The 21188-nt window shown below is 69.2% G+C and carries 19 protein-coding genes; 4 read left to right on the top strand and 15 right to left on the bottom strand.

The window, feature by feature from the left end; translation table 11 throughout:
• Positions 1-116: 116 nt before the first annotated feature.
• The 6 genes from VF584_14205 to gcvH all read right to left on the bottom strand — a co-directional run bounded on the left by VF584_14205 (position 117) and on the right by gcvH (position 4947).
• Positions 117-1748, bottom strand: a complete 1632-nt coding sequence (locus VF584_14205) for an ABC transporter substrate-binding protein (GenBank protein ID HEX8211323.1) — start codon at positions 1746-1748, stop codon at positions 117-119.
• A gap of 69 nt (positions 1749-1817) precedes the next feature.
• Positions 1818-2591, bottom strand: a complete 774-nt coding sequence (locus VF584_14200; GenBank protein ID HEX8211322.1) for a lipoate--protein ligase family protein — start codon at positions 2589-2591, stop codon at positions 1818-1820.
• Between the two features lie 116 nt (positions 2592-2707).
• Positions 2708-2926, bottom strand: a complete 219-nt coding sequence (locus tag VF584_14195) for a hypothetical protein (protein HEX8211321.1) — start codon at positions 2924-2926, stop codon at positions 2708-2710.
• Positions 2923-3177: a hypothetical protein gene (locus VF584_14190; protein ID HEX8211320.1), complete on the bottom strand. Its 255-nt coding sequence runs from the start codon at positions 3175-3177 to the stop codon at positions 2923-2925. The genes VF584_14195 and VF584_14190 overlap by 4 nt, the downstream gene beginning before the upstream one ends.
• Before the next feature lie 604 nt (positions 3178-3781).
• Positions 3782-4471: a metal-dependent hydrolase gene (locus VF584_14185; GenBank protein ID HEX8211319.1), complete on the bottom strand. Its 690-nt coding sequence runs from the start codon at positions 4469-4471 to the stop codon at positions 3782-3784.
• 92 nt (positions 4472-4563) lie between these two features.
• Positions 4564-4947 (bottom strand): glycine cleavage system protein GcvH, encoded by a 384-nt coding sequence (gcvH, locus tag VF584_14180; GenBank protein ID HEX8211318.1) that lies wholly within the window; start codon positions 4945-4947, stop codon positions 4564-4566.
• Positions 4948-5118: 171 nt separating this feature from the next.
• Between gcvH and VF584_14175 the strand changes: the two genes are divergently transcribed.
• A complete protein-coding gene (locus VF584_14175; protein HEX8211317.1) occupies positions 5119-5790 on the top strand; it encodes a hypothetical protein in 672 nt (223 codons plus the stop codon).
• Between the two features lie 146 nt (positions 5791-5936).
• On the opposite strand, the gene VF584_14170 is transcribed toward VF584_14175, so the two are convergent.
• Positions 5937-6797 (bottom strand): hypothetical protein, encoded by an 861-nt coding sequence (locus VF584_14170; protein HEX8211316.1) that lies wholly within the window; start codon positions 6795-6797, stop codon positions 5937-5939.
• A gap of 159 nt (positions 6798-6956) precedes the next feature.
• On the opposite strand from VF584_14170, the gene gcvP reads away from it, so the two are divergent.
• The gene (gcvP, locus tag VF584_14165) at positions 6957-9827 is read left to right on the top strand and encodes an aminomethyl-transferring glycine dehydrogenase (protein ID HEX8211315.1); all 2871 of its coding nucleotides are present in this window, start codon (positions 6957-6959) and stop codon (positions 9825-9827) included.
• 428 nt (positions 9828-10255) lie between these two features.
• Here the strand turns inward: gcvP and VF584_14160 are convergent, their stop codons facing one another.
• From VF584_14160 to VF584_14140, 5 genes are all read right to left on the bottom strand, one after another.
• A complete protein-coding gene (locus VF584_14160) occupies positions 10256-10885 on the bottom strand; it encodes a hypothetical protein (GenBank protein ID HEX8211314.1) in 630 nt (209 codons plus the stop codon).
• On the bottom strand, positions 10882-12660 hold the full coding sequence (locus VF584_14155; protein HEX8211313.1) for a BamA/TamA family outer membrane protein: 1779 nt from the start codon (positions 12658-12660) through the stop codon (positions 10882-10884). Before VF584_14155 ends, VF584_14160 begins: the two co-directional genes overlap by 4 nt.
• 511 nt (positions 12661-13171) lie before the next feature.
• On the bottom strand, positions 13172-14533 hold the full coding sequence (locus VF584_14150) for a sigma-54 dependent transcriptional regulator (protein ID HEX8211312.1): 1362 nt from the start codon (positions 14531-14533) through the stop codon (positions 13172-13174).
• A 10-nt stretch (positions 14534-14543) separates the two neighbouring features.
• Entirely contained in the window at positions 14544-14936 is a 393-nt protein-coding gene (locus VF584_14145; protein ID HEX8211311.1) for a hypothetical protein, read from the bottom strand.
• A gap of 7 nt (positions 14937-14943) precedes the next feature.
• A complete protein-coding gene (locus VF584_14140; GenBank protein ID HEX8211310.1) occupies positions 14944-16176 on the bottom strand; it encodes a HAMP domain-containing sensor histidine kinase in 1233 nt (410 codons plus the stop codon).
• Between the two features lie 120 nt (positions 16177-16296).
• On the opposite strand from VF584_14140, the gene VF584_14135 reads away from it, so the two are divergent.
• Together VF584_14135 and ispG are read left to right on the top strand one after the other, a co-directional pair.
• Complete coding sequence (locus VF584_14135; GenBank protein ID HEX8211309.1) at positions 16297-16968, top strand: methyltransferase domain-containing protein; 672 nt, start codon at positions 16297-16299, stop codon at positions 16966-16968.
• Positions 16969-17081: 113 nt separating this feature from the next.
• On the top strand, positions 17082-18326 hold the full coding sequence (gene ispG / locus VF584_14130; protein HEX8211308.1) for a flavodoxin-dependent (E)-4-hydroxy-3-methylbut-2-enyl-diphosphate synthase: 1245 nt from the start codon (positions 17082-17084) through the stop codon (positions 18324-18326).
• Positions 18327-18561: 235 nt separating this feature from the next.
• On the opposite strand, the gene VF584_14125 is transcribed toward ispG, so the two are convergent.
• The 3 genes from VF584_14125 to VF584_14115 form a co-directional block, all read right to left on the bottom strand.
• Positions 18562-18900, bottom strand: coding sequence for a hypothetical protein (locus tag VF584_14125; protein HEX8211307.1), 339 nt, complete (start codon positions 18898-18900; stop codon positions 18562-18564).
• Between the two features lie 352 nt (positions 18901-19252).
• Positions 19253-19798, bottom strand: coding sequence for a hypothetical protein (locus tag VF584_14120; protein ID HEX8211306.1), 546 nt, complete (start codon positions 19796-19798; stop codon positions 19253-19255).
• 202 nt (positions 19799-20000) lie between these two features.
• Positions 20001-21188: hypothetical protein (locus tag VF584_14115; protein ID HEX8211305.1), on the bottom strand; the 1188-nt coding region annotated here is incomplete at its 5' end.

The following is a 21188-nucleotide window of genomic DNA, read 5'->3' as shown; positions in this document are numbered from 1 at the left end:
AGCACTTAGCACTTAGCACTTAGCACTTAGCACTTAGCACTTAGCACTTAGCACTTAGCACTTAGCACTTAGCACTTAGCACTTAGCACTTAGCACTTAGCACTTAGCACTTCCGTTCATCTGTTCTTCGTCCACTGCGCCACGTTCACCAGCTTGCTGCGCGGGTCCATGGTCACGTTCTGGATGCGGCGGCCGATCCCGGCCATGTCGTCGATCCAGAAGAGGGTGGTCAGCGGCTGGTCGCGCTGCAGCATCTGCGAGAACTGCGTCCAGGTCTGCTTCGCCGCGGCGGGGTCGTTGGTGCGCATCCCCGTCTCCATCAGGCGGTCCAGCTCGGGGTTGCAGTAGCCGGTGCGGTTGGGCGACCCCTTCTTCTGTGCCTCGGCGCAGGAGAAGAGGGCCACCGGGTCCACCCTGAACGTGTCGAGCACCCATCCGGTGATGATGGCGTCGTAGTCGCGCGCCTTGTGCTGCTGGAGCATCGTCTGGAACTCGATGGTGCGCAGTTGCGCGTCCACACCCACCTGCTTGAGCTGCTGCTGCACGAAGGAGGCGACGTCCTTGCGCAGCTGGTTCTCCGAGTTCGTCAGCAGGGTGAAGCGCAGCGGCCTACCGTTCTTCTCCACGATCCCGTCGCCGTTGGTGTCGCGCCAGCCGGCCTGCGCCAGGAGCTGCTTGGCCGCGGCGGGGTCGTAGCGGTCCGCCTGCGACAGGTCCGTGTGCATGGGGCTCCACGGCGGGATCACGCCGTGCGCCGGCGCGCCGAAGCCGCGCAGCAGCCCCTGGATCATCTGCGGCTTGTTGATGGCCATCCCCAGCGCGCGCCGCACGTTGGCGTCCTTGAACGGCTCGCGCTCGTTGTTCCACCCCACGTAGTAGAACTCGCGCGACGGGAAGTTGCTCAGCCGGAAGCCCTGCTGGCTCTTGACCTGCGCCGCCTGGTCCGGAAGGAGCGTCCAGCCGATCACGTCCGCGGTGCCGTTGAGCAGCTCCGTCACCAGCGTGGTGGCCTCGGGGATCATGCGGAAGACGACGCGGTCCAGCTTCGGCCGTCCGCCCATTCCCGCGGGGAAGCCGGGGTTCGCCTCCAGCACCAGGCTCTGGTTGGGCCGGAAGTCCGCCACCTTGAACGGCCCGCTGCCGATGGGCTTCTGGTTGTACGGGTGCTGGGTGAGCTGCTCCGGCGGCACGTTCCCCAGGATGTGCTTGGGCACCGGCGACCACCAGAAGTCCTCCAGCGCCATCGCGTGCGGCCGGGTGAAGGCGAAGCGGATGGTGTACGGGTCCACCACCGTGGCGGACTTCACCTGCGTCAGGTACACCGAGCCCACGAGCCCCGAGGTCGCCTTGGGGTTCTTGGCCAGGTCGAAGGTGAACTTCACGTCCTCGGCGGTGACCTGCTGCCCGTCGTGCCACTTCACGTCGCGGCGCAGCTTCATCGTCACCCCGGTGTCGCCCTCCATCTGCCAGCTCTCGGCCAGGTACGCCCGCGGCTGCAGCTTCTCGTCGAACTGGATGAGCGGGGTGAACAGCATGTACCGTTCGATGTCCTGCACCGTCGAGGCGGTGTTGGTCACCGGGTTGAACGACTGGACGTTCCCCAGTATCCCGACGATGGCGGTGCCGCCCTGCCCCGCGCCGCCGGAACCGCCGTTGCCGCCCCCGCTCCCTCCCTCGCCGCCGCACGCGGCCAGGAGTGCCAGGGCGCTGAAGATCGTGTACGCTCGAAGTGCGCGGGGTGCGGGCATGCCTTGCCTCAGACGGACAGGGTTGGTGCGCGGGGGGCTTGCCCCCGCCGCGTTGGGTCTAAGCGCGGCCTATCGATGCCAAGTCCATGCCGTCCCGCCGTAGCGCTCCGCCAGCGCCTCCGCCCGCGCCCTCTCGCGCTCCGTGGGAGTGCCTGGTTCGACCTCCGCACCCAGCGCCTCGCGCCACCCCTGCGCCAGCGCCGCGACGAGCTCTTCCCACGCCGGCTCGCGCCCCAGCAGCGGCACGAGCGCGGCCGGCCGGTCCGCGTCCGCCATGGGCTGGCGCAGCAGCGCCGCGACCTCGCCCTGGTCGTCCTCCAGCGGAAGCGAGCCGTGCTGCAGGACGACGCTCCCCATCCGCCGCTGCGCGCTGCCCACCAGCTTGCGTCCGCCGGCCATCACCTCCCCCTCCACCGGCTCCGCGAAGCACGGCGACGTCGACGGGACGGGCGCGCGCCTCCCGGTGTCGCCCTGCACCGCCGCGTCCACTCCCAACTGGCGCAGCCCCGACACCAGCGCGCGGTTCATCGCCGTGTACGCCTCTCTCGGAGAGCCCAGGAGCGTGTCGGGAAGCGCGGCGGAGTAGGTGAGCTCGCGGTGGTGGAGTACGGCGCGCCCGCCCGTGGGGCGCCGCACCACGTCCCAGCCGCGCGCGCGGATCGCCTCTTCGTCGTACAGCCCCGCCGCGGGCTGGTTGCGCCCCAGCGAGAGGCACGGCGGGCTCCAGCGGTAGAAGCGCAGCACCGGCCCGCCGCCCTCCGCCACCGACTCGGCGAGCGCCTCGTCCAGCGCCATGTTCCACGCCCCCCGCGCGGGCGGCGTATCGAGGAGACGCCAGGACATCGGGGAATGGGGACGAGGAAAGGTTGGCCGCTGGCCGAGAATGGGGGTGGTGCGGGCGGGCGTCAAGAAGCCCCGCGGCTCGGAGGGGCCGCGGGGCTCTGGAATGCAGTTGCGCTTCAGGCTGCGTCGGGCTCCGAAGCGGAGCCGTTCGCCTTGGGCGCCTGAGGCTTGCTCCGCCGTGCCGTGCGGGTAGACATGCGCTCGGGGTGGAGTCGTTCCTGCTCACGAAAGTACCGCCCCATCGCCTTGATATCCCCGTTAAACTGGGCTGACAGCTCCCGTCTGATCTCCCAGAGCTCTTCCATAACTTCATCGACGTGATCGGGATCGTTCACGTTGATCGGCTTTTCGTGGCCCATGCTGCTTCCCGTCCCTGGGCCGGTCCGCTGTGGATGCGACGCGGCACCGTTTCGATTATCCCTTCGATTGGATGCAGCCGCCGCTGTTCCTCGAAGTATCGGCTCATCGCGCTGATATCGCCCTTGAACTGCTCCGAGAACTCGTTCCGGATCTGGCGGATCTCGGCGAGAATGGGATCGTCGTAGTCCGGATCGTTTACGTTGATCTGCTTGTCCTTGTCCTGCATACCGTCACCTCCTCAGCAAGTCGTCTGGCGTGCAGAGCGCCGGCAGGCGGAATCCGTGTTTCTGGATGACTTTCGCGATGGTTGAGTACATTCTCGGAGTCGCGATGTGCCTGCAGTTCCACGTCAACAGGTAATCAAGCCCGTTCACCGCCGCGAGCGAGATATGGTACGCGTCCGTCTCGGCCTTCGATGGGGGGGTCCACGTGCCAGAAGCGATCTTGTGAGATCATCCGCGTCCTTGTGCACCGCCAGAGTGGGAAGAGCGTGCAAAATGTTCATCCGCGCCTGTGCCATCATCGCTTCACCGCGCGCGGCTTCCCGGGTAACGATTTCAGAGGTCACCAGCCGGTACTCCCCCCGCCGGTTCTCCCACCAGTCGCGGGTCTGGTGCTGGCGGGCGGCCATGATGGGATCGCGGCTGGGGCGCGCGACCAGGTAGCTGACGATGCTCGTTTCGATGTACACGGAGGGCGGCATGAACCACGCTAACCACACCCTCCGCGACCCACAATCGGGCCCGCAAAAGTCGATCCGCGGTTGGCGTAAAACGATGCGGGGGCGCCCCTTTAGGACGCCCCCGCTCGGAAGGAGCCACCGGTCGAAGTCACAGCTCGAGCGATGTCCCCGGCTTCATCACCTCCACCCGCGCGAGGCCACCGACGAGGCGGCGGAACTCCTCGGGGTCCTGACGGATCAGGTCAAAGGTGTCGTAGTGCATGGGGACCACCGTGGCTGGCTGGATGAACTCGACGGCGCGGGCGGCGTCTTCCGGACCCATGGTGTAGTTGTCGCCGATGGGGAGGAGCGCGACGTCCACCTGGCCCCGAAGGAGCTGCATGTCCGTGATCAGCGCCGTGTCGCCGGCGTGGTAGAGGCGCCGCCCGCCGGCCAGCGTGAGCAGGAAGCCGGCGCAGTCGGTGGTGAAGGCGCCTTCCTCGTCGCCGTCGATGCTGCCCGTGTGCAGGGCGGGTGTCAGCTTCACGCGGCCGAAGGGGAACTGGTACCCTCCGCCGATGTTCATCCCGTGCCCGTTCTCCACCCCCTGCTTCTGGCAGAAGGCGACCAGCTCAAAGGTGGAGACGACGGTGGCTCCCGTCTTCTTCGCCAGCTTCACGCAGTCCGCGAAGTGGTCGAAGTGCCCGTGCGACACCAGGATGTAGTCCAGCCGCTCCACCGCGTCCGTCTTGATGTCGGCCACGGGGTTCTGGTCGAGCCACGGATCGAACATGATCCGCGTGCCGTCGCCGGTCTCCAGGGTGAAGCAGGAGTGGCCGTGCCAGGTGAGTCGAGCCATGGAACCTCAGGGAGAAAGTGCCCAGTGCCCAGTGCCCAGTGCCTAGTGAGTTGTTACTGAGCACCAGGCACTTGGCACTTGGCACTGCCGTTTTATCCGATCAGCTTCTCGTACGCCGCCGCATCCAGCAGCCCCTCGACCTCCGACGAGTCGTCGGCGCGGACCTTGATCATCCAGCCGGCGCCATAGGGGTCGTTGTTCACGGCGGCGGGGTCGGCATCGAGAGCGGCGTTCGACTCCACCACCTCGCCCGAGATCGGGGAGTAGAGGTCGGAGACGGCCTTCACGGCCTCGATGGTGCCAAAGGTCTGCATCGCCTGGAGGCGCGTTCCGGCGGCTGGGAGCTCCACGAACACGATGTCGCCCAGCTCGCCCTGCGCGTAGTCGGTGATCCCCACCGCGTACACGCCGTCGCCCGCGGCCTTCACGTACTCGTGCTTCTCGGTATATCGCAGGTCCTGCGGGACGTTCGCCATCGCGCGTTCCTCATGCCAGGAATAAGGGGGTTGCCGGCCGGGGGGACACGATACGCGCCCTCCCCTGCCCCGGCAAGCGTGCCCCAGGGGAACACCGGCGGCTCTGCGACGTACCGGGGAATGTGCGCGGCGGCCCGTCGTCCGCCGCACCCCACCCGTGTGTGAACCATGATGAGCTTTCCCGGTGCCGCCCGGCGCCCCGAGACCGATGCCCGCAACCGCGCCATCTCCGACCTGCGGAAGGCGCTGGTGAGCTTCGGCAACGCGTTCGACCTCCTCAAGGGGACCGAGTGCGACTGCGACGACCCCACCTGCCCCAATCGCTCTCCCGAGACGATGACGGCCGAGCGGCTCCTGGACTGGCTGGCCGACGCCTGGCACGGCCTGGCCGGCTGCGGCCACGTGGGGGACGAGGCGCCGCCCCCGCCCGCCGTGATGCTGGAGCGCAACCGCTGGCTGGTGGCGCACTTCGCCCGCCACATGGAGACCATGGGCGACGAAGGCTGGCGCAGCGTGCTCGCCCGCTTCCGCGACATCGCCGTCACGCCGCTGTTCGAAGAAGCGGCCTCGCTCGTCTCCCACGGCGTCACCGAGATCTTCCCCGACGCGGAGGAGGATCCCGCCTGCCAGCGCGCCCTCCACGCCGCGGACGCATGGGCCGATGCGTGGGCGCTGGACGAGGCCACCCTCGAGGACCTGGGGACGGCGATCGAGTGCGCGGCGCTGGCGCTGTTCGGCTTCGGCATCGCGGACGCCCGGCTGACCGAGGCGCTGTACGAGCCGTTCGCGGCGGCGGTGCCCCTCAACGAGCTCGTGTTCCAGGCGCGGTCCGGGGCGCCCTGATCCAAGGGCCTCACGCGGAGACGCAGGAGAGGGTTACGGAGAAGCAAGGAGGCACGGAGGATTCCCTCTGTGCCTCCTTGTGCAGTTCTCTGCTGCTCGATCCCTGCGTCTCTGCGCCTCTGCGCGGGGATGCAGTTTGGCGGATCTCAGAAGCGCAGTGTGGCGGTCAGGCCGACGCCGCCGTCCGCCGTCGCAAGGGGGGCGGCGGCGAGGAGGGCGTGGTGGCCGGGGGCCAGGCGCACGCTCCGGGTAAGCGCCGGGGCGGCCGCGGGGCGAAAGAGCGTGTAGGCGCCGATCAGCGTCGTCGCGGCGCCGAAGCCCGTGTTGAAGATCCCGTACGGCCGCGCCGAGACCTCGCCCAGCCCGCCGATCCCGATCACCGTCTGAAGTGCGCCGCCCGCGACGGCCAGCCCGCTCCACGTGCGCGACTCGCGCTGCAGGCTCATGTGCATCAGGCCCGCATTGGAGAGCGTCGACGCGCCGGTCGCGATGTGGTACGCCCACATGAACTCGTCCGAGGTCGGTTCCGGCTCCTCTCCGCCGTACGCCGGCTGCACGCGCGCGGCCTCGGCGGCGGTCATCCCGTTGGCGCGGAGCCAGGCGACCAGCTCCGGGTCGTCGGCGAGCTGGCGGATGAGGGCGAGGTTGCGGGTGGCGGCGATGCGCTGTACGAGCGCCACGCTCCCCGATTCGGCGATCAGGTACGCCATGGCGCACGGGGTGCCGTGCTCGTCCACGAAGACCGGGACGCGCGCGCCGGGGACCCGGTGGTTGTGCGGGAACTGGCCGGCCACGCGGTAGCGGCGCAGCGCGGCCAGGGCACGCCCGCGCGCCTCCCGCTGCGGTGCAGTCAGGTGCGACACGTCGTGAGACTCCATCTTCCGCTCGGCGCCGAGGAGGTGGGCCTGGATGCGGGCAGTCTCGGCGGCGCGCCAATCGTCGGGCGAGGTGGCGCCCGCAGGTGAGGCGGCGAGGAGCGCGGCTATGAGGATGAGGGCGCGGCGCATGGCGGGGGCTCCTGGAGCGGGGTTCGGTGTACGGGACGCCTTCACAACGCGCGTGCTACGCGCAGCGTGACGAAAACGGGCGGCGCGGTTTGCGGCGCCTTGACGGCCCGGCTAAATTTTCGGCCTTCGCAACTGTACGCCGCCAATTGGAGACGCACCGTGAATAGATCGGTCTTTGCCCACACGGACACTTTCGTCCGCCGCCACATCGGCCCGGATGAAGGCGAGATCCGGGAGATGCTGGAGACGCTCGGCTACCCGTCGCTGGACGCGCTGATCGACGACACCGTGCCGCCATCCATCCGCCTGGAGCGCCCCCTGAAGCTGGGGCCGGAGCGCAGCGAGTACGAGCTCCTCTCCGAGCTGCGGGAGATGATGTCCAGCAACCGGGTCTTCCGCTCCTTCCTGGGGATGGGGTACCACGACTGCATCGTGCCGCCGGTGATCCAGCGCAACATCCTGGAGAACCCCGGGTGGTACACGCAGTACACGCCGTACCAGGCCGAGATCGCGCAGGGCCGCCTGGAGGCGCTCCTCAACTTCCAGACGATGGTGGTGGACCTGACCGGCCTCCCCGTCGCCAACGCGTCGCTGCTGGACGAGGGCACCGCCGCCGCCGAGGCGATGGCGATGGCGTACGGGATGGGCGGCAGCGCGGAGCGGAACACCTTCTTCGTCTCCGAGCACTGCCACCCGCAGACGGTCGACGTGGTGCGCACCCGCGCCGCCGCCCGCGACATCGACGTGGTGGTGGGCGATCCGGAGAAGTTCGACTTCAAGACGCCCGTCTTCGGTTTCCTCCTCCAGTACCCCGCGACCGATGGGGCCGTGATCGACTACGGCGCCTTCGTACAGCGCGCCCGCGAGGAGGGCGCGGCCGTCATCGTATCCGCCGACCTCCTTTCGCTGGCGCTGCTCGCCCCGCCCGGGGAGTGGGGCGCGGACATGGTGGTGGGGACCACGCAGCGCTTCGGCGTCCCGCTGGGCTTCGGCGGGCCGCACGCGGGCTACTTCGCCTGCCGCGACGAGCTCAAGCGCCAGATCCCCGGCCGCATCATCGGCGTCTCCACCGACGCGGAGGGAAAGCCGGCGCTGCGCATGGCGCTGCAGACGCGCGAGCAGCACATCCGCCGCGAAAAGGCCACCTCCAACATCTGCACCGCGCAGGTGCTGCTGGCGGTGATGGCCGGGATGTACGCCGTCTACCACGGCCCGGACGGAATCCGCGCCATCGCCGGGCGCGTGCACTCGCTGGCACGTGTGGTTGCCGAGGGCGCGCGCCGGCTGGGATACAAGGTGGTGCACGAGAACTTCTTCGACACCGTCCGCGTCGAGGTGGGCTCGCGCCAGTCGACGATCCTGGCCGCCGCCCGTGACCGCTCGATCAACCTGCGCCCCTTTGGTGAAAGCTCCATCTGCATCGCGCTGGACGAGACGACGGGCGAGGAGGAGCTGGAGACGATCCTCATCTCCCTCAACCGCGGCTCGCCGGTTTCCTTCACCGCCCGCGAGATCGCGGACGGGCTGGAAGAGGAGACGATGCCGCTGGCGCGCACCAGCCCGTACCTGGAGCACCCCGTCTTCAACCGCTACCGCAGCGAGACGGAGATGCTGCGCTACATCCGGCGGCTGGAGTCGCGCGACCTGTCGCTGACGCACTCCATGATCCCGCTGGGGTCGTGCACCATGAAGCTCAACTCCACCTCCGAGATGTTCCCGGTGAGCTGGCCGGAGGTGAACCGCATCCACCCCTTCGCCCCGGCCGAGCAGACGGTGGGATACCGCGAGCTCTTCCGGCAGCTCGAAGAGGAGCTGGCGGAGATCACGGGCTTCGCGGCGGTGTCGCTGCAGCCCAACGCGGGGAGCCAGGGCGAGTACGCGGGCCTTCTCTGCATCCGCGCGTACCACGAGGCCCGCGGCGAGGCGCACCGCAACGTGTGCCTGATTCCCGGCTCGGCGCACGGCACCAACCCGGCGAGCGCGGTGATGGCGGGGATGAAGGTCGTCGTGACCGGCACCGACGCCCGTGGCAACGTGGACGTGGACGATCTGCGCGCCAAGGCGGAGCAGTACGCGGACAACCTGGCCGCGCTCATGGTGACCTACCCGTCCACGCACGGCGTTTTTGAGGTGGAGATCCGCGAGATCTGCGACATCGTGCACCGGCACGGCGGGCAGGTGTACATGGACGGCGCCAACATGAACGCGCAGGTGGGCCTCTGCCGCCCCGGCGACTTCGGCGCGGACGTGTGCCACCTGAACCTGCACAAGACCTTCTGCATCCCGCACGGCGGCGGCGGCCCGGGGATGGGGCCGATCTGCGTGGCGGAGCACCTGGCGCCCTTCCTCCCCGGCCACCCGGTGATCCCGGTGGACGGGCGCGAGCACGGCGCGGTCTCGGCCGGCCCGTGGGGGAGCCCCAGCATCCTTCCCATCTCGTGGATGTACATCAACCTGATGGGCGCAGAGGGGCTCACGCAGGCGACGCGCGTGGCGATCCTGAACGCCAACTACATCGCCCGGCGGCTGGAGGAGCACTACCCGGTGCTCTACCGCGGCGCCAACGGCACGGTGGCCCACGAGTGCATCGTGGACCTGCGCCAGCTCAAGCAGAGCGCGGGGATCGAGGTGGAGGACGTGGCCAAGCGCCTGATGGACTACGGCTTCCACGCCCCCACCGTCTCCTTCCCGGTGGCCGGGACGATGATGATCGAGCCCACGGAGAGCGAGGCGCTTTCGGAGCTGGACCGCTTCTGCGAGGCGATGATCTCGATCCGCGAGGAGATCCGCGCGGTTGAGCTGGGCATCGCGGACCGCCGCGACAACCCGCTCAAGAACGCGCCGCACACCATGGGCGTGGTGATGGCGGACGAGTGGTCGCACCCCTACTCGCGCGAGCAGGCGGGCTTCCCCGCCCCGTGGAGCCGCGAGCGGAAGTTCTGGCCGCACGTGGCCCGCGTGAACAACGCCGCTGGCGACCGCAACCTGGTCTGCTCCTGTCCGCCGATCGAGATGTACGCGTCGGTGTGAACGGCGGGTGGGGCTGGGTGGGTGAATGAAAGACGAGCTGGATGAAAGACGACGGGATGGGTGAAAGACGGCGGGGCTCCTTCCGAGGTGGAGGGAGCCCCGTTGTTTTGGCGGAACGGCGGCTAGGTGCCGGCGGTTGAAACCGCTGCAACACCCGCGGGAAGCCTGCCTTCGCAGGCTCCGGGGGCGAGATTGGGGTCGGGGGGCGGGCACCGGGGCCGCATCACCGGGGGATGAATCCCCCGGCTGGAACTACGGGAAGACCGCTGAAGCGGTCTCGTGGGCCGCGGGTTACAGCGCGGCCCGTGACACGGGCGCGATGAATCGCGCCGCAACGAGATCTGCGCGCGCACGACGCAGTTCTCCCCTCCCCCGCCTGCGCCCCCGCAGGCGGGGGAGGGGCCGGGGGAGGGGGACTTTCGCCCCCCTCACACCCCGAACCCCCCGCTCCGCGCCCTCCACTGCCGCGCCGGCAACCCCAGCATGCGCACGAAGATGCGGCGCACGCCGCGCTGCACCACGCTGCCCACGGCCTTCTCGCCCGCGACGGCCGGGCGCGCCTCGCCGCGGAGCCAGCGGCGCAGGTCGTCCAGGTCGGAAAGGGAGAGCGTTTCGGCGTCCAGCGTGGCCAGGTAGTAGAACCGCCCCCGCTTGCGCGGGTGCAGCGTGGGGGCGAAGGCCACCTGCAGCGCGGCCTCCACGGCGCCCATCGAGGGGAGGGTGCGCTGCACGCGGCCGTCCTCCAGCACGTACCCCTCGTCGAGCGCGCTGCGGAGGACGGCGAGGGACACCTCCTGCGAGCCTTCGAGCTGATCCAGAACGTCCTTGCGCCACAGCTCCACGCGCAGGTGCAGGCGAATGGGGAGCCCGGAGGCGAGCGCGTCGCGCAGGGCGCGGTCGCGCAGGGCGCCGTTCACGCGCACCACGGGCCGCCACTGCTGCGCCGGGCCCGCCACGCCCAGCACCAGCGTCCGCTGCGCGCGGAGCGGTGCGGGATCCGCGAGCGTCCCCAGCATCAGGAGGAGCGCGGGGAGGACCCGGCGGAGGAACGAAGTCAAAAGCGCGAGTTCAGCCGGACGAAGATGTTGGGCCCGCGGCTTGGCCGTACGAAGCGGCCATCGCTGGAAACCGGCACGGCCGCGTACACGCCCAGCCGGCCCAGGAGGACGCCGGCCCCGATGTCGAACGCGTCCTGCTGCACGCCGCCCCACGGGGCCTTCCCCCACCCGCTCGCCGCGTCGGCGAAGAGGCTCCACCCCAGCGTCCCGTCCCAATGGGCGCTCACGCGGCGCACGCCGTCGTCCACGCGCTCGCTGTCCGGCCGGCCGACGTTGATGTGGAGGTCGACATTGCCGCGGTACTCGGCCTGGACCAGCACCACCCGGTCGCACCCGTAGCCGCCGTAGAAGGCGCGCGGTACTGGGTTCTGGGTGGGGTCGGAGGGCACGCGCACCACCTCGCCCCGCGCGGCGCAGTCCAGCGAGAGCAGGTTGAAGCCGGGGAGCGACGCCTCGCCGCCCAGCGCGTGCTGCCGCTGCGGCGGAAGGAACTCGTCTCCGATGCCGCCCGCCGCCATGACGCGCAGGTTGAGCCGCGCGGTGGGGCTGATGCGGTTGTAGCGCCGCAGGTCCACCAGGCCGTGCGTGAACAGCCCGTAGTGGCGCTCGGGCCGCACGGTGCCGATGGGGTCATCGCCGCCGACGGCGACGGAGACGAGCTCCGGCTGGCTAAGGGTGCTGCGGACGGCGCGCTCCAGCTCCGTCTCGAAGTACCAGCCGGTGGAGGGGTCGACGGGGTCGCTACGACCGTCCCACTTCACGCTCGCCAGGATCGAGTTGAGGTCACCGCGAGCGGAGTAGGGCTGCAGCCGCCAGGGGTCGTTGTTGTTGAAGATCGTCCACGGGTTGCCCGCGGCGAGCGGAAGGTGGCGCTCGGCGCGGTACTCCAGCGTGGCGGAGAAGGGGGAGCGCCGCGGGCCCACCGCCGCGAAGACGCTGAACCCCTGCCGCTCGTAGTAGTCGCGGTAGTCGCGGTGGAAGACGAAGGTGGAGAGGCTGTTCTCCACGTTGCTGAGGTGCCACCCCTCGATGGGCGACACGATCGACCGCACCCCGCCGCCGATGCGGAAGAGGCCCGTGCCGCCCAGGAACTGCTCCGCCATCACGTCGCCGCCCCAGCGCTCGGCGCCGTACGGTCCCTCGGCCTCCGTGCGGAAGATGCCGCGCGCGCGGAGCCGGAACGGGTTGCGCCCCGGCGTCTCCACCACCGGCCCGAAGGTGATAGGAAGCCCCTCCACGCGGTTGTAGCTCCCCTCTGTGGCCAGCACCAGGCGCGTCCTGCCGCGGCGGGGGCGCAGCGTGGTGCCCTCGCCCGTGGAGTCGCCCACCGTCGCGGGCTCCTGGAGCACGAGGCGCTCGCCCTCCTTCACGTACTCCAGCGGCGCGGAGTAGGCGTTCATCTCCCCCTGCACGCGCGCGCTGTCGGCGCCGGTGATCTGGCCGCCGACCACGGTGACGCTCCCGGCGACCACGGCTCCGGGGAGGAATTCCAGGTCGCCGTTGATGACCACCACGTCGCCCTCGACGCGCCCCGCCACGGAGAACGGGCCGTCGAGCACCGCCACGGGCCCGGACACCGTCCCGTCTGCCGGGATGCGGGTGCGGCCGTTGAAGTGGAGGGTGCGGGGATCGTTGAAGAAGGTCGTGACCCGTTCCGCGACGTCGGCCGGAAGGCGGGCTTCGGCGATCTCCTGCGGAACCGTGTCTTGCTGCGCGCGTGCGGGAATCGCGGCCAGCAGCGCCGCGGCAATGCCGAGCGCCAGGATGCTGCGCATGGTACCTCCAGTATCGGAAAAGGCCGGTCTACGACCCACGTTTGCACCTTCCGCAAAGGCAGATGCCGTGCCCCGTGCCGGAAACATCGCAACTCGCTCCTGTTCCACCACTTACTGAATTCACCCCAGGCCGCGCATGTGTCACAATGACGCGGAATGCGGGGGAAGGTGTCTCTTCCGCACCGGTTGGGAAGTGCGGGAGTGCGTGAGTGCGCCCAACCCCACATCTGTCATCCTGAGGGAGCCGCCCCGCGAACATCCGCGCCGCGCGCCAGACTCCTGCGGGGACCGAAGGATCTAGCCGTCGAGGCAAGAGGACGGCGGGCAACGACGGTCCTCTCGGCACGCGCAGTAGATCCTTTGCTCCGCGCCAAAGGTCGCACAACGGGAGAGATCTGAGAAGCGCTTTGCTCAGGATGACATAAAGGGGTGGGCCGCGGTCCTCTTCCTGCTACCCCATTGCCCATTCCCCATTCCCCATTCCCCATTCCCCATTCCCCGCACTAACGCACTATCGGTCGATCCCAAGCCTCCGCATCCGCCGGTACAGATTCGCCCGGTCCGTCCGCAGGCGGCGGGCGGCTTCGGCGACGCTGCCGGCGGCGGCCTCCAGGGCGCCGTTCAGGAGCTCGCGCTCGTAGGCGTCCAGGCGGTCCGCGAGCGGGCGGTCGTCGTCGTCCAGGTAGGCGGGGGCCGCCTCGCCCGCGATGGGTGCGCCGCCCGCGAGGAGGACGCGGATCTCGGCCGGGCCCACCTCGCTGCCGGAGTGGAGGATCGAGAGGCGCTCCAGGATGTTCGCCAGCTCTCGCACGTTGCCGGGCCACGGGTGGCGCACCAGCGCGTCCATGGCGCCCGGAAGGAGACGCGGGGGGCGAAGTCCGTTCGCGGCGTGGCGGGCGAGGAAGTGCTCGGCCAGCAGCGGCACGTCCTCGCGCCGCTCGCGCAGCGGGGGGAGGTGGATGGGGATTACGTGAAGCCGGAAGAAGAGGTCCTCCCTGAAGCGCCCCGCCACGACCTCCGCCCGCAGGTCCTTGTTGGTGGCCGCCAGGATGCGCACGTCCACCTTGATCGGCTCGTGGCCGCCCACCCGCTCCACCTCGCCACCCTCGAGGGCGCGGAGGAGCTTGGCCTGCGCCTCCAGGCTGAGATCGCCGATCTCGTCCAAGAAGAGCGTCCCCCCGCTGGCCAGCTCGAAGCGGCCGCGGCGGCGCTCCGTGGCCCCGGTGAAGGCACCCTTCTCGTGGCCGAACATCTCGCTCTCCACCAGGTCGCGCGGGATGGCGGCGCAGTTGAGGCGCACCAGCGGGCCCGCGTGCCGCGCCGAGCGCTCGTGCACCGCGCTCGCCACCACCTCCTTCCCCGTGCCGCTCTCGCCGGTGATCAGCACCCGTGCGTCCGTGGGCGCCACCCGCTCGATGACGCTGCGCACCTGCTCGATGGCGGGAGCGCGCCCCACCATCCCGTCGCGCGCGCGGAGCTCTTCGCGCAGAGCGCGGTTCGTCGCCTTGGCGTGCCGCAGCTCCAGTGCGGAGCGGAGCGAGAGGAGGACGGCTTCGGGGGCGAGCGGCTTCTCCACGAAGTGGAAGGCGCCCAGCTTGGTGGCCTTCACCGCGTCCGAAAGAGAGGCGCGGCCGCTCATCATCAAAACTGGGACGTCGGGGGCGGCCTTTTTCAGCTCCGGAAGCACCTCGAGCCCCGTGGCGTCGGGCATGTAGAGGTCCATCACCACCGCGTCCGGCTCGTCGTTCCGGATCTCGGCCAGGGCGCTGCGTCCCGAGCCCGCCTCGCGCACCTCGTACCCCTCCGCGCGAAGCAGGGCGCCCAGCATCCGGCGGATGTTGGGCTCGTCGTCTACGATCAGGACGGATTGCATGAGGCGGGGGTCAGGGGGCCGGGTGCACCACGATGGGCGGAAGCTCGTGCGGGGGCGGATGCGCGGCGAGGTAGCGCAGCGCGCGCGGCTGACCGGTGGCGGCCAGCAGTTCGCGCGCCCGCCTGCGGGACTTCGCGCTCATCCCAGGGTTGCCTGCTCTGGAGACCAGCGAATCCGTGTACTCGCCGCTCTCGAAGGCGGCGGACATTGCGAGGCTGCGGCGCAGCTCGTAGGCGAGCGGTTCGCGGTTCCCGCAGATGAAGCCGTCGTGCGGCAGGGCTATGACCCAGGAGTCGTTCAGCTCCCCGGCCACCGCCGGCGCGGCCAGCCAGAGCCCGCCGGGGATGCACCAGAAGGCCGCGCACAGGGCGCGGGTCAGCGATTCCTTCATGAAGCGCGTCATCGTCTCCTCAAGCCGAGTGCGCCAGCGCCACGTCGGGCGCCAGGGGAAGGACGACGCGGAACTCCGCCCCGCCCTCCGGCCGGTTGCGGGCGGCCACGCGCCCGCCGTGCGCCTGCACCGTCTGCTTCACCAGCGCCAGCCCGAGGCCGGTGCCGCGCGACTTGGTGGTGAAGTCCGGCTCCCAGATGCGCTCCAGGTTCTCGGGGGGGATGCCGGGGCCGCCATCCAGCACCCGCACCTCCACCCACCCCTCGGCCGCGCGCGCCACCACCTGCACCGATCCGGGGGCCGCATCCGCCCCTACCGCGTCGCCCGCGTTCAGGAGGAGGTTGGCGAAGGCGCGGCTGAGGGCGTCGTAGTGGCCGCGCACCATCGGCAGCTCCACCGGCAGACGCAGCCGCGGCTCCGAGCCGGCGGGGAGGTGGGTGCGGAGGAGGTACTCCAGCAGCTCGCGCAGGTCCACCTCGCTCTGCGGCCCCTCGGGAAGGCGGCCGAACTGGGCAAAGGAGCGGGCCAGCTCCTCCAGCCGCGCGCTCTCCTCCCCCAGCGTCTCCAGCGCCTCGCGCTCGGCGGGGGTGCCGGCGCCGCCGCGCTCCAGCGTGCGCAGGGCGAAGCGGATGGGAGTGAGCGGGTTCTTGAGCTCGTGCGCCACCCGGCGGGCCATCGCCACCCACGTCCGCATCCGTTCCGCCTCCAGCTCGCGGGCGCGGGCCTCGTCCAGCTCGCGCGCCATCGTACGGAAGGCATCGCGCAGGACGCCGAACTCGTCGTGCCCCTGCCGCCCCTCGTCGTCGGCGGGGAGCGCCTGGCCGCGGGCGACGAGCCCCGCCCACCCCACCAGCTCCTCCACCGGCTGGTAGAGGCGGCGCCCCATGCGCCGGGCCGCGCGCGCGGCCATGGCGGCCAGCACCAGCCCCGCGATCGCCCCCGCCACCGCCAACCACACCACCGCGCGGCGCAGCACCCACTCCCAGCGGCGCGCGTTGGTGACCGACGCCTCCAGCTCCGCGCGATGCGTGCGCGCCGCGGCCGCGACGGCGGGGTCGCGCGATCCCTCGGCGGCGCGAATCAGTTCGCCGCCGCTCTCTCCTACCCGCTCCCATGCCGCCACCGAATCGCTGAGGGCGGCGGTGCGCAGCACGACGTAGGTGCCGCCCGCCAGCAGCGCGAGCGAGGGGAGCACGGAGAAGAGGACCAGCGCACGCCGGATCCGGCCTTCGAAGGAGCGCCGCTGGGCCATGCGGGATCTCTCGCGGGTTGACGGAGCGGCACCGGGGCGCGAAGCTCCCGGCCCGGAAACGGAAAGGTAGTCCCCGCCGCCGCGCGGGAGCAAGCTCGCCATGCATCGCGGAGGAAACGGTTGTCGCCCAACGAGGCCGAGCTGCGCCGCCGCTTCGCCGTCCGCGAGGAGCGTTTCGAGCACGCGGGGTGGCGCGTGGACCTCATCATGCCGCGCGCCGCGGACGAGCTGATCGTGGAAGACGATTTCGACGATGACGAGCGCCTTCCCTACTGGGCGGACCTGTGGCCCTCGGCGCGCATTCTCGCCCGGCACCTGCTCGACTCGCCTCCCGCCGAGTCCGCGGCGCTGGAGCTGGGGTGCGGCGTGGCCCTCCCCGCGCTCGCCCTGCGGCACCTGGGCGCCGGCGTGCTGGCGACCGACTGGTATGATGACGCACTTCGCTTCGCATCCGTCAACTCGGAGCGCAACGGGCTCGGGCCGCTACGCACTGCCCTGCTCGACTGGCGAAAGCCACCCGAGGACGAGCGGTACCCGCTGGTGATCGCCGCCGACGTGCTCTACGAGATGCGCAACGCGGAGATTCTCGCCGCGCTCCTTCCGCGGGTGGTGGCGCCCGGCGGGCGCGCGCTGATCGCCGATCCGGGCCGCGACTACCTCTCCGAGTTCCGCAACCGCATGTACGCCGCCGGCTGGCGCACCGCCGAGATCGACCGACGCAAGGAGATCAGCGACCCCGCCACCGGCGCGCACAGCACCGTGCGCGTGTGGGAGGTGCTTCCGCCCGCGTAACAAACGTTCCTCGGCTGCGGATCGGGACGCCGGCACCTTTGCCCAAGCCCCCGGCGTGGTTAGATTTGGGTCACTTTGAACGGCAAACCGGCTCGATGGCAATGAACCCGACGATGGGACCCAGACCGCGCAGAAGGACCGTCACCGCCGACGTGGGCGGCGTGCTCGTGGGGAGCGCGCACCCGGTGGTGGTGCAGTCGATGACCAACACGGACACGGCCGACATCGAGGGAACGGTGCGGCAGGTGGCCGCGCTCTGGCGCGCGGGGAGCCAGATCGTGCGGGTGACCGTGAACAACGAAGAGTCCGCCGCCGCCGTCCCGCACATCGTCGAATTCCTGCGCATGCGCGGCGTCGAAGTCCCCATCGTGGGCGACTTCCACTACAACGGGCACATCCTCCTCCACAAGTACGAGGACTGCGCCCGCGCGCTCAGCAAGTACCGCATCAACCCGGGGAACGTCGGGGCCAAGCGCCACGACGAGAACTTCGCGGCGATCGTGGAGCGCGCCATCGAGTTCGGGAAGCCGGTGCGCATCGGCGTCAACTGGGGCTCGCTGGACCAGGCGCTCCTCACCGAGCTGATGGACCTCAACGCCGCCCGCCCGGAGCACGCCCGCAAGGACGCCAAGACGGTGATGATGGAGGCGATGGTGGAGAGCGCCATGCGCTCCGCCGCCACCGCCGAGCGGCTGGGCCTGGCGCACGACCGCATCCTCCTATCCGCCAAGGTGAGCGGGGTGCAGGACCTGGTGGCGGTCTACCGGATGCTGGCCCCGCTCAGCGACTACCCGCTGCACCTGGGGCTCACCGAGGCCGGTATGGGCACCAAGGGGATCGTGGCCTCCGCCGCGGGGCTCAGCATCCTGCTTCAGGAAGGGATCGGCGACACCATCCGCGTTTCGCTGACCCCCAAGCCGGGCGGCGACCGCACGGAGGAGGTCCACGTGGCGCAGCAGATCCTCCAATCGCTGGAGCTGCGCTCCTTCACCCCGCAGGTTACGAGCTGCCCCGGCTGCGGGCGCACCACCTCCACCTACTTCCAGAAGCTGGCCGAGGACATCCAGGGCTACCTGCGCGACCAGATGCCCGTCTGGCGCGACACTCACCCGGGGGTGGAGGAGATGAAGGTGGCGGTGATGGGATGCGTGGTGAACGGCCCGGGCGAGTCGAAGCACGCCAACCTGGGCATCTCCCTCCCCGGCACCTTCGAGGAGCCCAAGGCCCCCGTCTACGTCGACGGCGAGCACACCGTCACCCTTCGCGGCGACCACATCGCCGAGGAGTTCATGCGCATCCTGGACGATTACGTGGAGTCGCACTACCCCGCACGGATGGCGGAGACGGCCGGGGTGTAGCACGTACGGTGGGTTTGGGACAAGCAGCGGGGCCGGCGATCGTCGCCGGCCCCGCTGTGTAGTACAGGAGTTCATGACCGCGAGCCCGCGATCTACAGGCAGGATGCTGCGGTTTGCACATCCAGTGGCTGGGCGTGCACACCTGCAGCGGCGAGATAGATGCTTCGTAGGTTCGCCACGATCTCAGCGCCTGAAACAGCATCGCGGATCTCGAAATCCTCACCGACTGGTCTGATCAGAGACACAGTGCGTCGCTGCGCACCTGCGCTGGCTGAACAGGATCATTGTGGATTCGCTGCATGAGCGCAGTGATCCGCTCGCGGAAGTCCCTTGGCTGGGGTACGCCGTGATATTCCGCCTGACGGCCCGCGGCAGTCCGTTCAAAGCATGGGCCCCGACGGTATCCGCGCACGTCCATTTCGCGAACCATCAAGTCGTACGTGATCAGCCGGTCCGGGTGGACGAGGTTCAGCAGGTAGCGAATAGCATACACGCGTGCGGGTACGCTCCAAGATCCGTCCGCCGCGATTTCGGTAGCGGTTGCAAAAAGGGTTGAGTCACGCAGCAGGCGCACTCTGCCCCACTCCTCCTCAAGGATGCGCCGGTCGTGGGACGTACGCGACCGCATCAGTGCAGTAGAGGCTGCACGTGCCCAAGACCTGGGTCCGCAAAACGCGATGTATCCACGCGCCCATTCACGGTGAGGTTCTGGCCGCCCGGTGGTCATGACCTGTTCGGCCAACCGGCACTCGTTCCGATGCTTTACCGAGTCGGAGTTGACCTGGGCAGAGCCAGCCCTCGCGAGCACGACCAGTAGCAAACAGGCTAACGCGAAGCAACGCATGGTCCTGCTCAAATGATAGCGTTGTCGGAAGTGGTTCCCTTTGGCAGGTCCGTCGCGCCGAAAGGGAGACCCAATTCCGTACTCAATGCGCGGCGGAGTCGGTCGCCGCCTCCAGCAGCCGTCTACATTCCGCAGCAGTCACACCCACACAGATCCTATAGCCGCCGATCTCCTCGAGCAGCGTTGCTGCTGCGTTGAGGACCGGCTGGGGCGTGCGGGGATCACCCACTACGCGGCGCACACCATGTTCAGCTCTGCTCAGCGCGTCACTTGGGAGCGCGCGCCCTGTAAAATGAGGGTCGTCGGCGGTCGCGATCAACCCGTCGATGTTCACACCTTTCTCTGTGATTCTGGGACTTGCGTAGTAGTCGTAACTGGGTGAAGTACCGCCCTGCTGAGGGTCGAGTTGAGCAGAGAGGATTCGAGTCGCCTGGACTCTTGCGGCGATGCTCGCGGTCGGATCGGACATCATTGCAAGCGCAGTCTCGTATACAGAGCCGTCACGCAGCCTTGTTGCCGCCCAGACGATCGGTTCCATAACCGAATGGTTCACCGAGCGCTGATACCGCTCAAGGGTACGAGATAGTGCTACACCACCCTCGTTCCCGCAGGAGACGATGATGTTCAACGCCCACCCCTCCCGATTCGCGGGCTGCCCGAGGGTAAGTACCTGACTCGCGAACCGGCAGTCGTTACGGTGCTTGATGGAATCAGGATTGGCCTGTCCCGCCAAGCTCTGCGATGTAGCCGTACATAGGCATACCGCTACACCGATGAGAGTCGATCTGTACATACGTGCCCCTCCAATGTCGATGCTTTGGAATTCTTCATCACCTTGGATTGCGCCGCAACCTGGTTTCGCACCCAGGATCCAGGTAACCAATCGTGCTGTGATCCTGATCTACCATCTCTTCCATCCAGTTGCGGAGGTTACGCACAACCAATCTTGATAACTCCTCCCTGAAACGCTCCTTTGGAGCGAAGCGGACGAGCGATTCGAAATGCATGTTGACATAGCCCCTCTCGGCTAAACGCTGAGCGTGATCAGCGTGGCTTTCCTCGTGCACCTCAACCGCCGAAGCGAGATCCGATGGCCGGCAATCCGATCTGCGGTACAGATCGCTGCGACGGTCATACAGCTGCTCGTTCAGAAAGATTACAAGCGCAGCAAAGCGGATAGGGGCGTCGCTGCCGCTCACGTACGACCAGCCAGTATTCGGCCCGGAATTAATCTCCGCGTACGGAATCGCCAAACCTGACTCCGGGTATAGCTTCGTTTGTCCGAGATCCCGATCGTACACCGGAGGTGAGCCGAGAGGGCACTCGTCCGTGAGAGGCAGAGAGCATCCGACTTTCCTGATCTGCGCAGGCGGAACCGGATCGTGCCAGACGCGATTATCGACTTTGATTCGGGTAGCTTCGGGCCGTACCGCGATCTCCCCGATTGTTCCTGCAACCTGAATTCGTCCCCCGTTAACCATGACGCCCGCCCACGTGTTCGAGGTCACATCACCATCCGTGCGTGCTCTCCCCTCGAAGCTCCAGCCCGTGATCTTGAGCTCGCCCGGGGCGCTCGCGGGGTCCTTGCTCGCGGTGCAGGTGATGGACTGGCCGCGCGTGACCGGGTTGGGAGTGCAGTCCAGCTTCAGGCGAACGGGCTGGACGCGGACGACCTCACTCCTGGCGAAGACGATCTGGTCCTCGATGTGCCCCCGCACCCACATGCGCCCGCTCGCCGCGATGCGGGTGGTGCACGCCTCCTTGCGCCGGCAACTCGCGAGCGCGTTCCAGTCCGCCGCCGGCGCGGCCGCTGCCGAGCTGGAGAAAGTTGCTCCGCCGGCGGGTGCGCGCGCCGCTGCCGGTCCGCTCTCCGGGAGGGTGTCACCGGCGACGAAGGCCCACTCCAGGTTGCGCATCTCCTCGTCCGCGCGGGCGGTGAAGCCCACCGGTTCGGCGGGGTCGGTCTCGGTGCGGTCTGCGCGGACGGAGAGCGGGTTGATCTCCTCCACCGTGAGAGT

It is taken from the genome of Longimicrobium sp., from assembly GCA_036389135.1.
Taxonomy (GTDB): Bacteria; Gemmatimonadota; Gemmatimonadetes; order Longimicrobiales; family Longimicrobiaceae; genus Longimicrobium.
Note: the sequence above shows the minus strand (reverse complement) of the source record. Positions and strands in the feature narration are given on the sequence as shown.

Coding starts and splice junctions, on each gene's coding strand:
- VF584_14140 (HEX8211310.1), bottom strand. CDS start 16,176: ATGGCCCAGCGGCGCTCCTTCGAAGGCCGGATCCGGCGTGCGCTGGTC.
- VF584_14145 (HEX8211311.1), bottom strand. CDS start 14,936: ATGACGCGCTTCATGAAGGAATCGCTGACCCGCGCCCTGTGCGCGGCC.
- VF584_14150 (HEX8211312.1), bottom strand. CDS start 14,533: ATGCAATCCGTCCTGATCGTAGACGACGAGCCCAACATCCGCCGGATG.
- VF584_14155 (HEX8211313.1), bottom strand. CDS start 12,660: ATGCGCAGCATCCTGGCGCTCGGCATTGCCGCGGCGCTGCTGGCCGCG.
- VF584_14170 (HEX8211316.1), bottom strand. CDS start 6,797: ATGCGCCGCGCCCTCATCCTCATAGCCGCGCTCCTCGCCGCCTCACCT.
- gcvH (HEX8211318.1), bottom strand. CDS start 4,947: ATGGCGAACGTCCCGCAGGACCTGCGATATACCGAGAAGCACGAGTAC.
- VF584_14190 (HEX8211320.1), bottom strand. CDS start 3,177: ATGCAGGACAAGGACAAGCAGATCAACGTAAACGATCCGGACTACGAC.
- VF584_14200 (HEX8211322.1), bottom strand. CDS start 2,591: ATGTCCTGGCGTCTCCTCGATACGCCGCCCGCGCGGGGGGCGTGGAAC.
- VF584_14185 (HEX8211319.1), bottom strand. CDS start 4,471: ATGGCTCGACTCACCTGGCACGGCCACTCCTGCTTCACCCTGGAGACC.
- VF584_14175 (HEX8211317.1), top strand. CDS start 5,119: ATGAGCTTTCCCGGTGCCGCCCGGCGCCCCGAGACCGATGCCCGCAAC.
- ispG (HEX8211308.1), top strand. CDS start 17,082: ATGGGACCCAGACCGCGCAGAAGGACCGTCACCGCCGACGTGGGCGGC.
- VF584_14205 (HEX8211323.1), bottom strand. CDS start 1,748: ATGCCCGCACCCCGCGCACTTCGAGCGTACACGATCTTCAGCGCCCTG.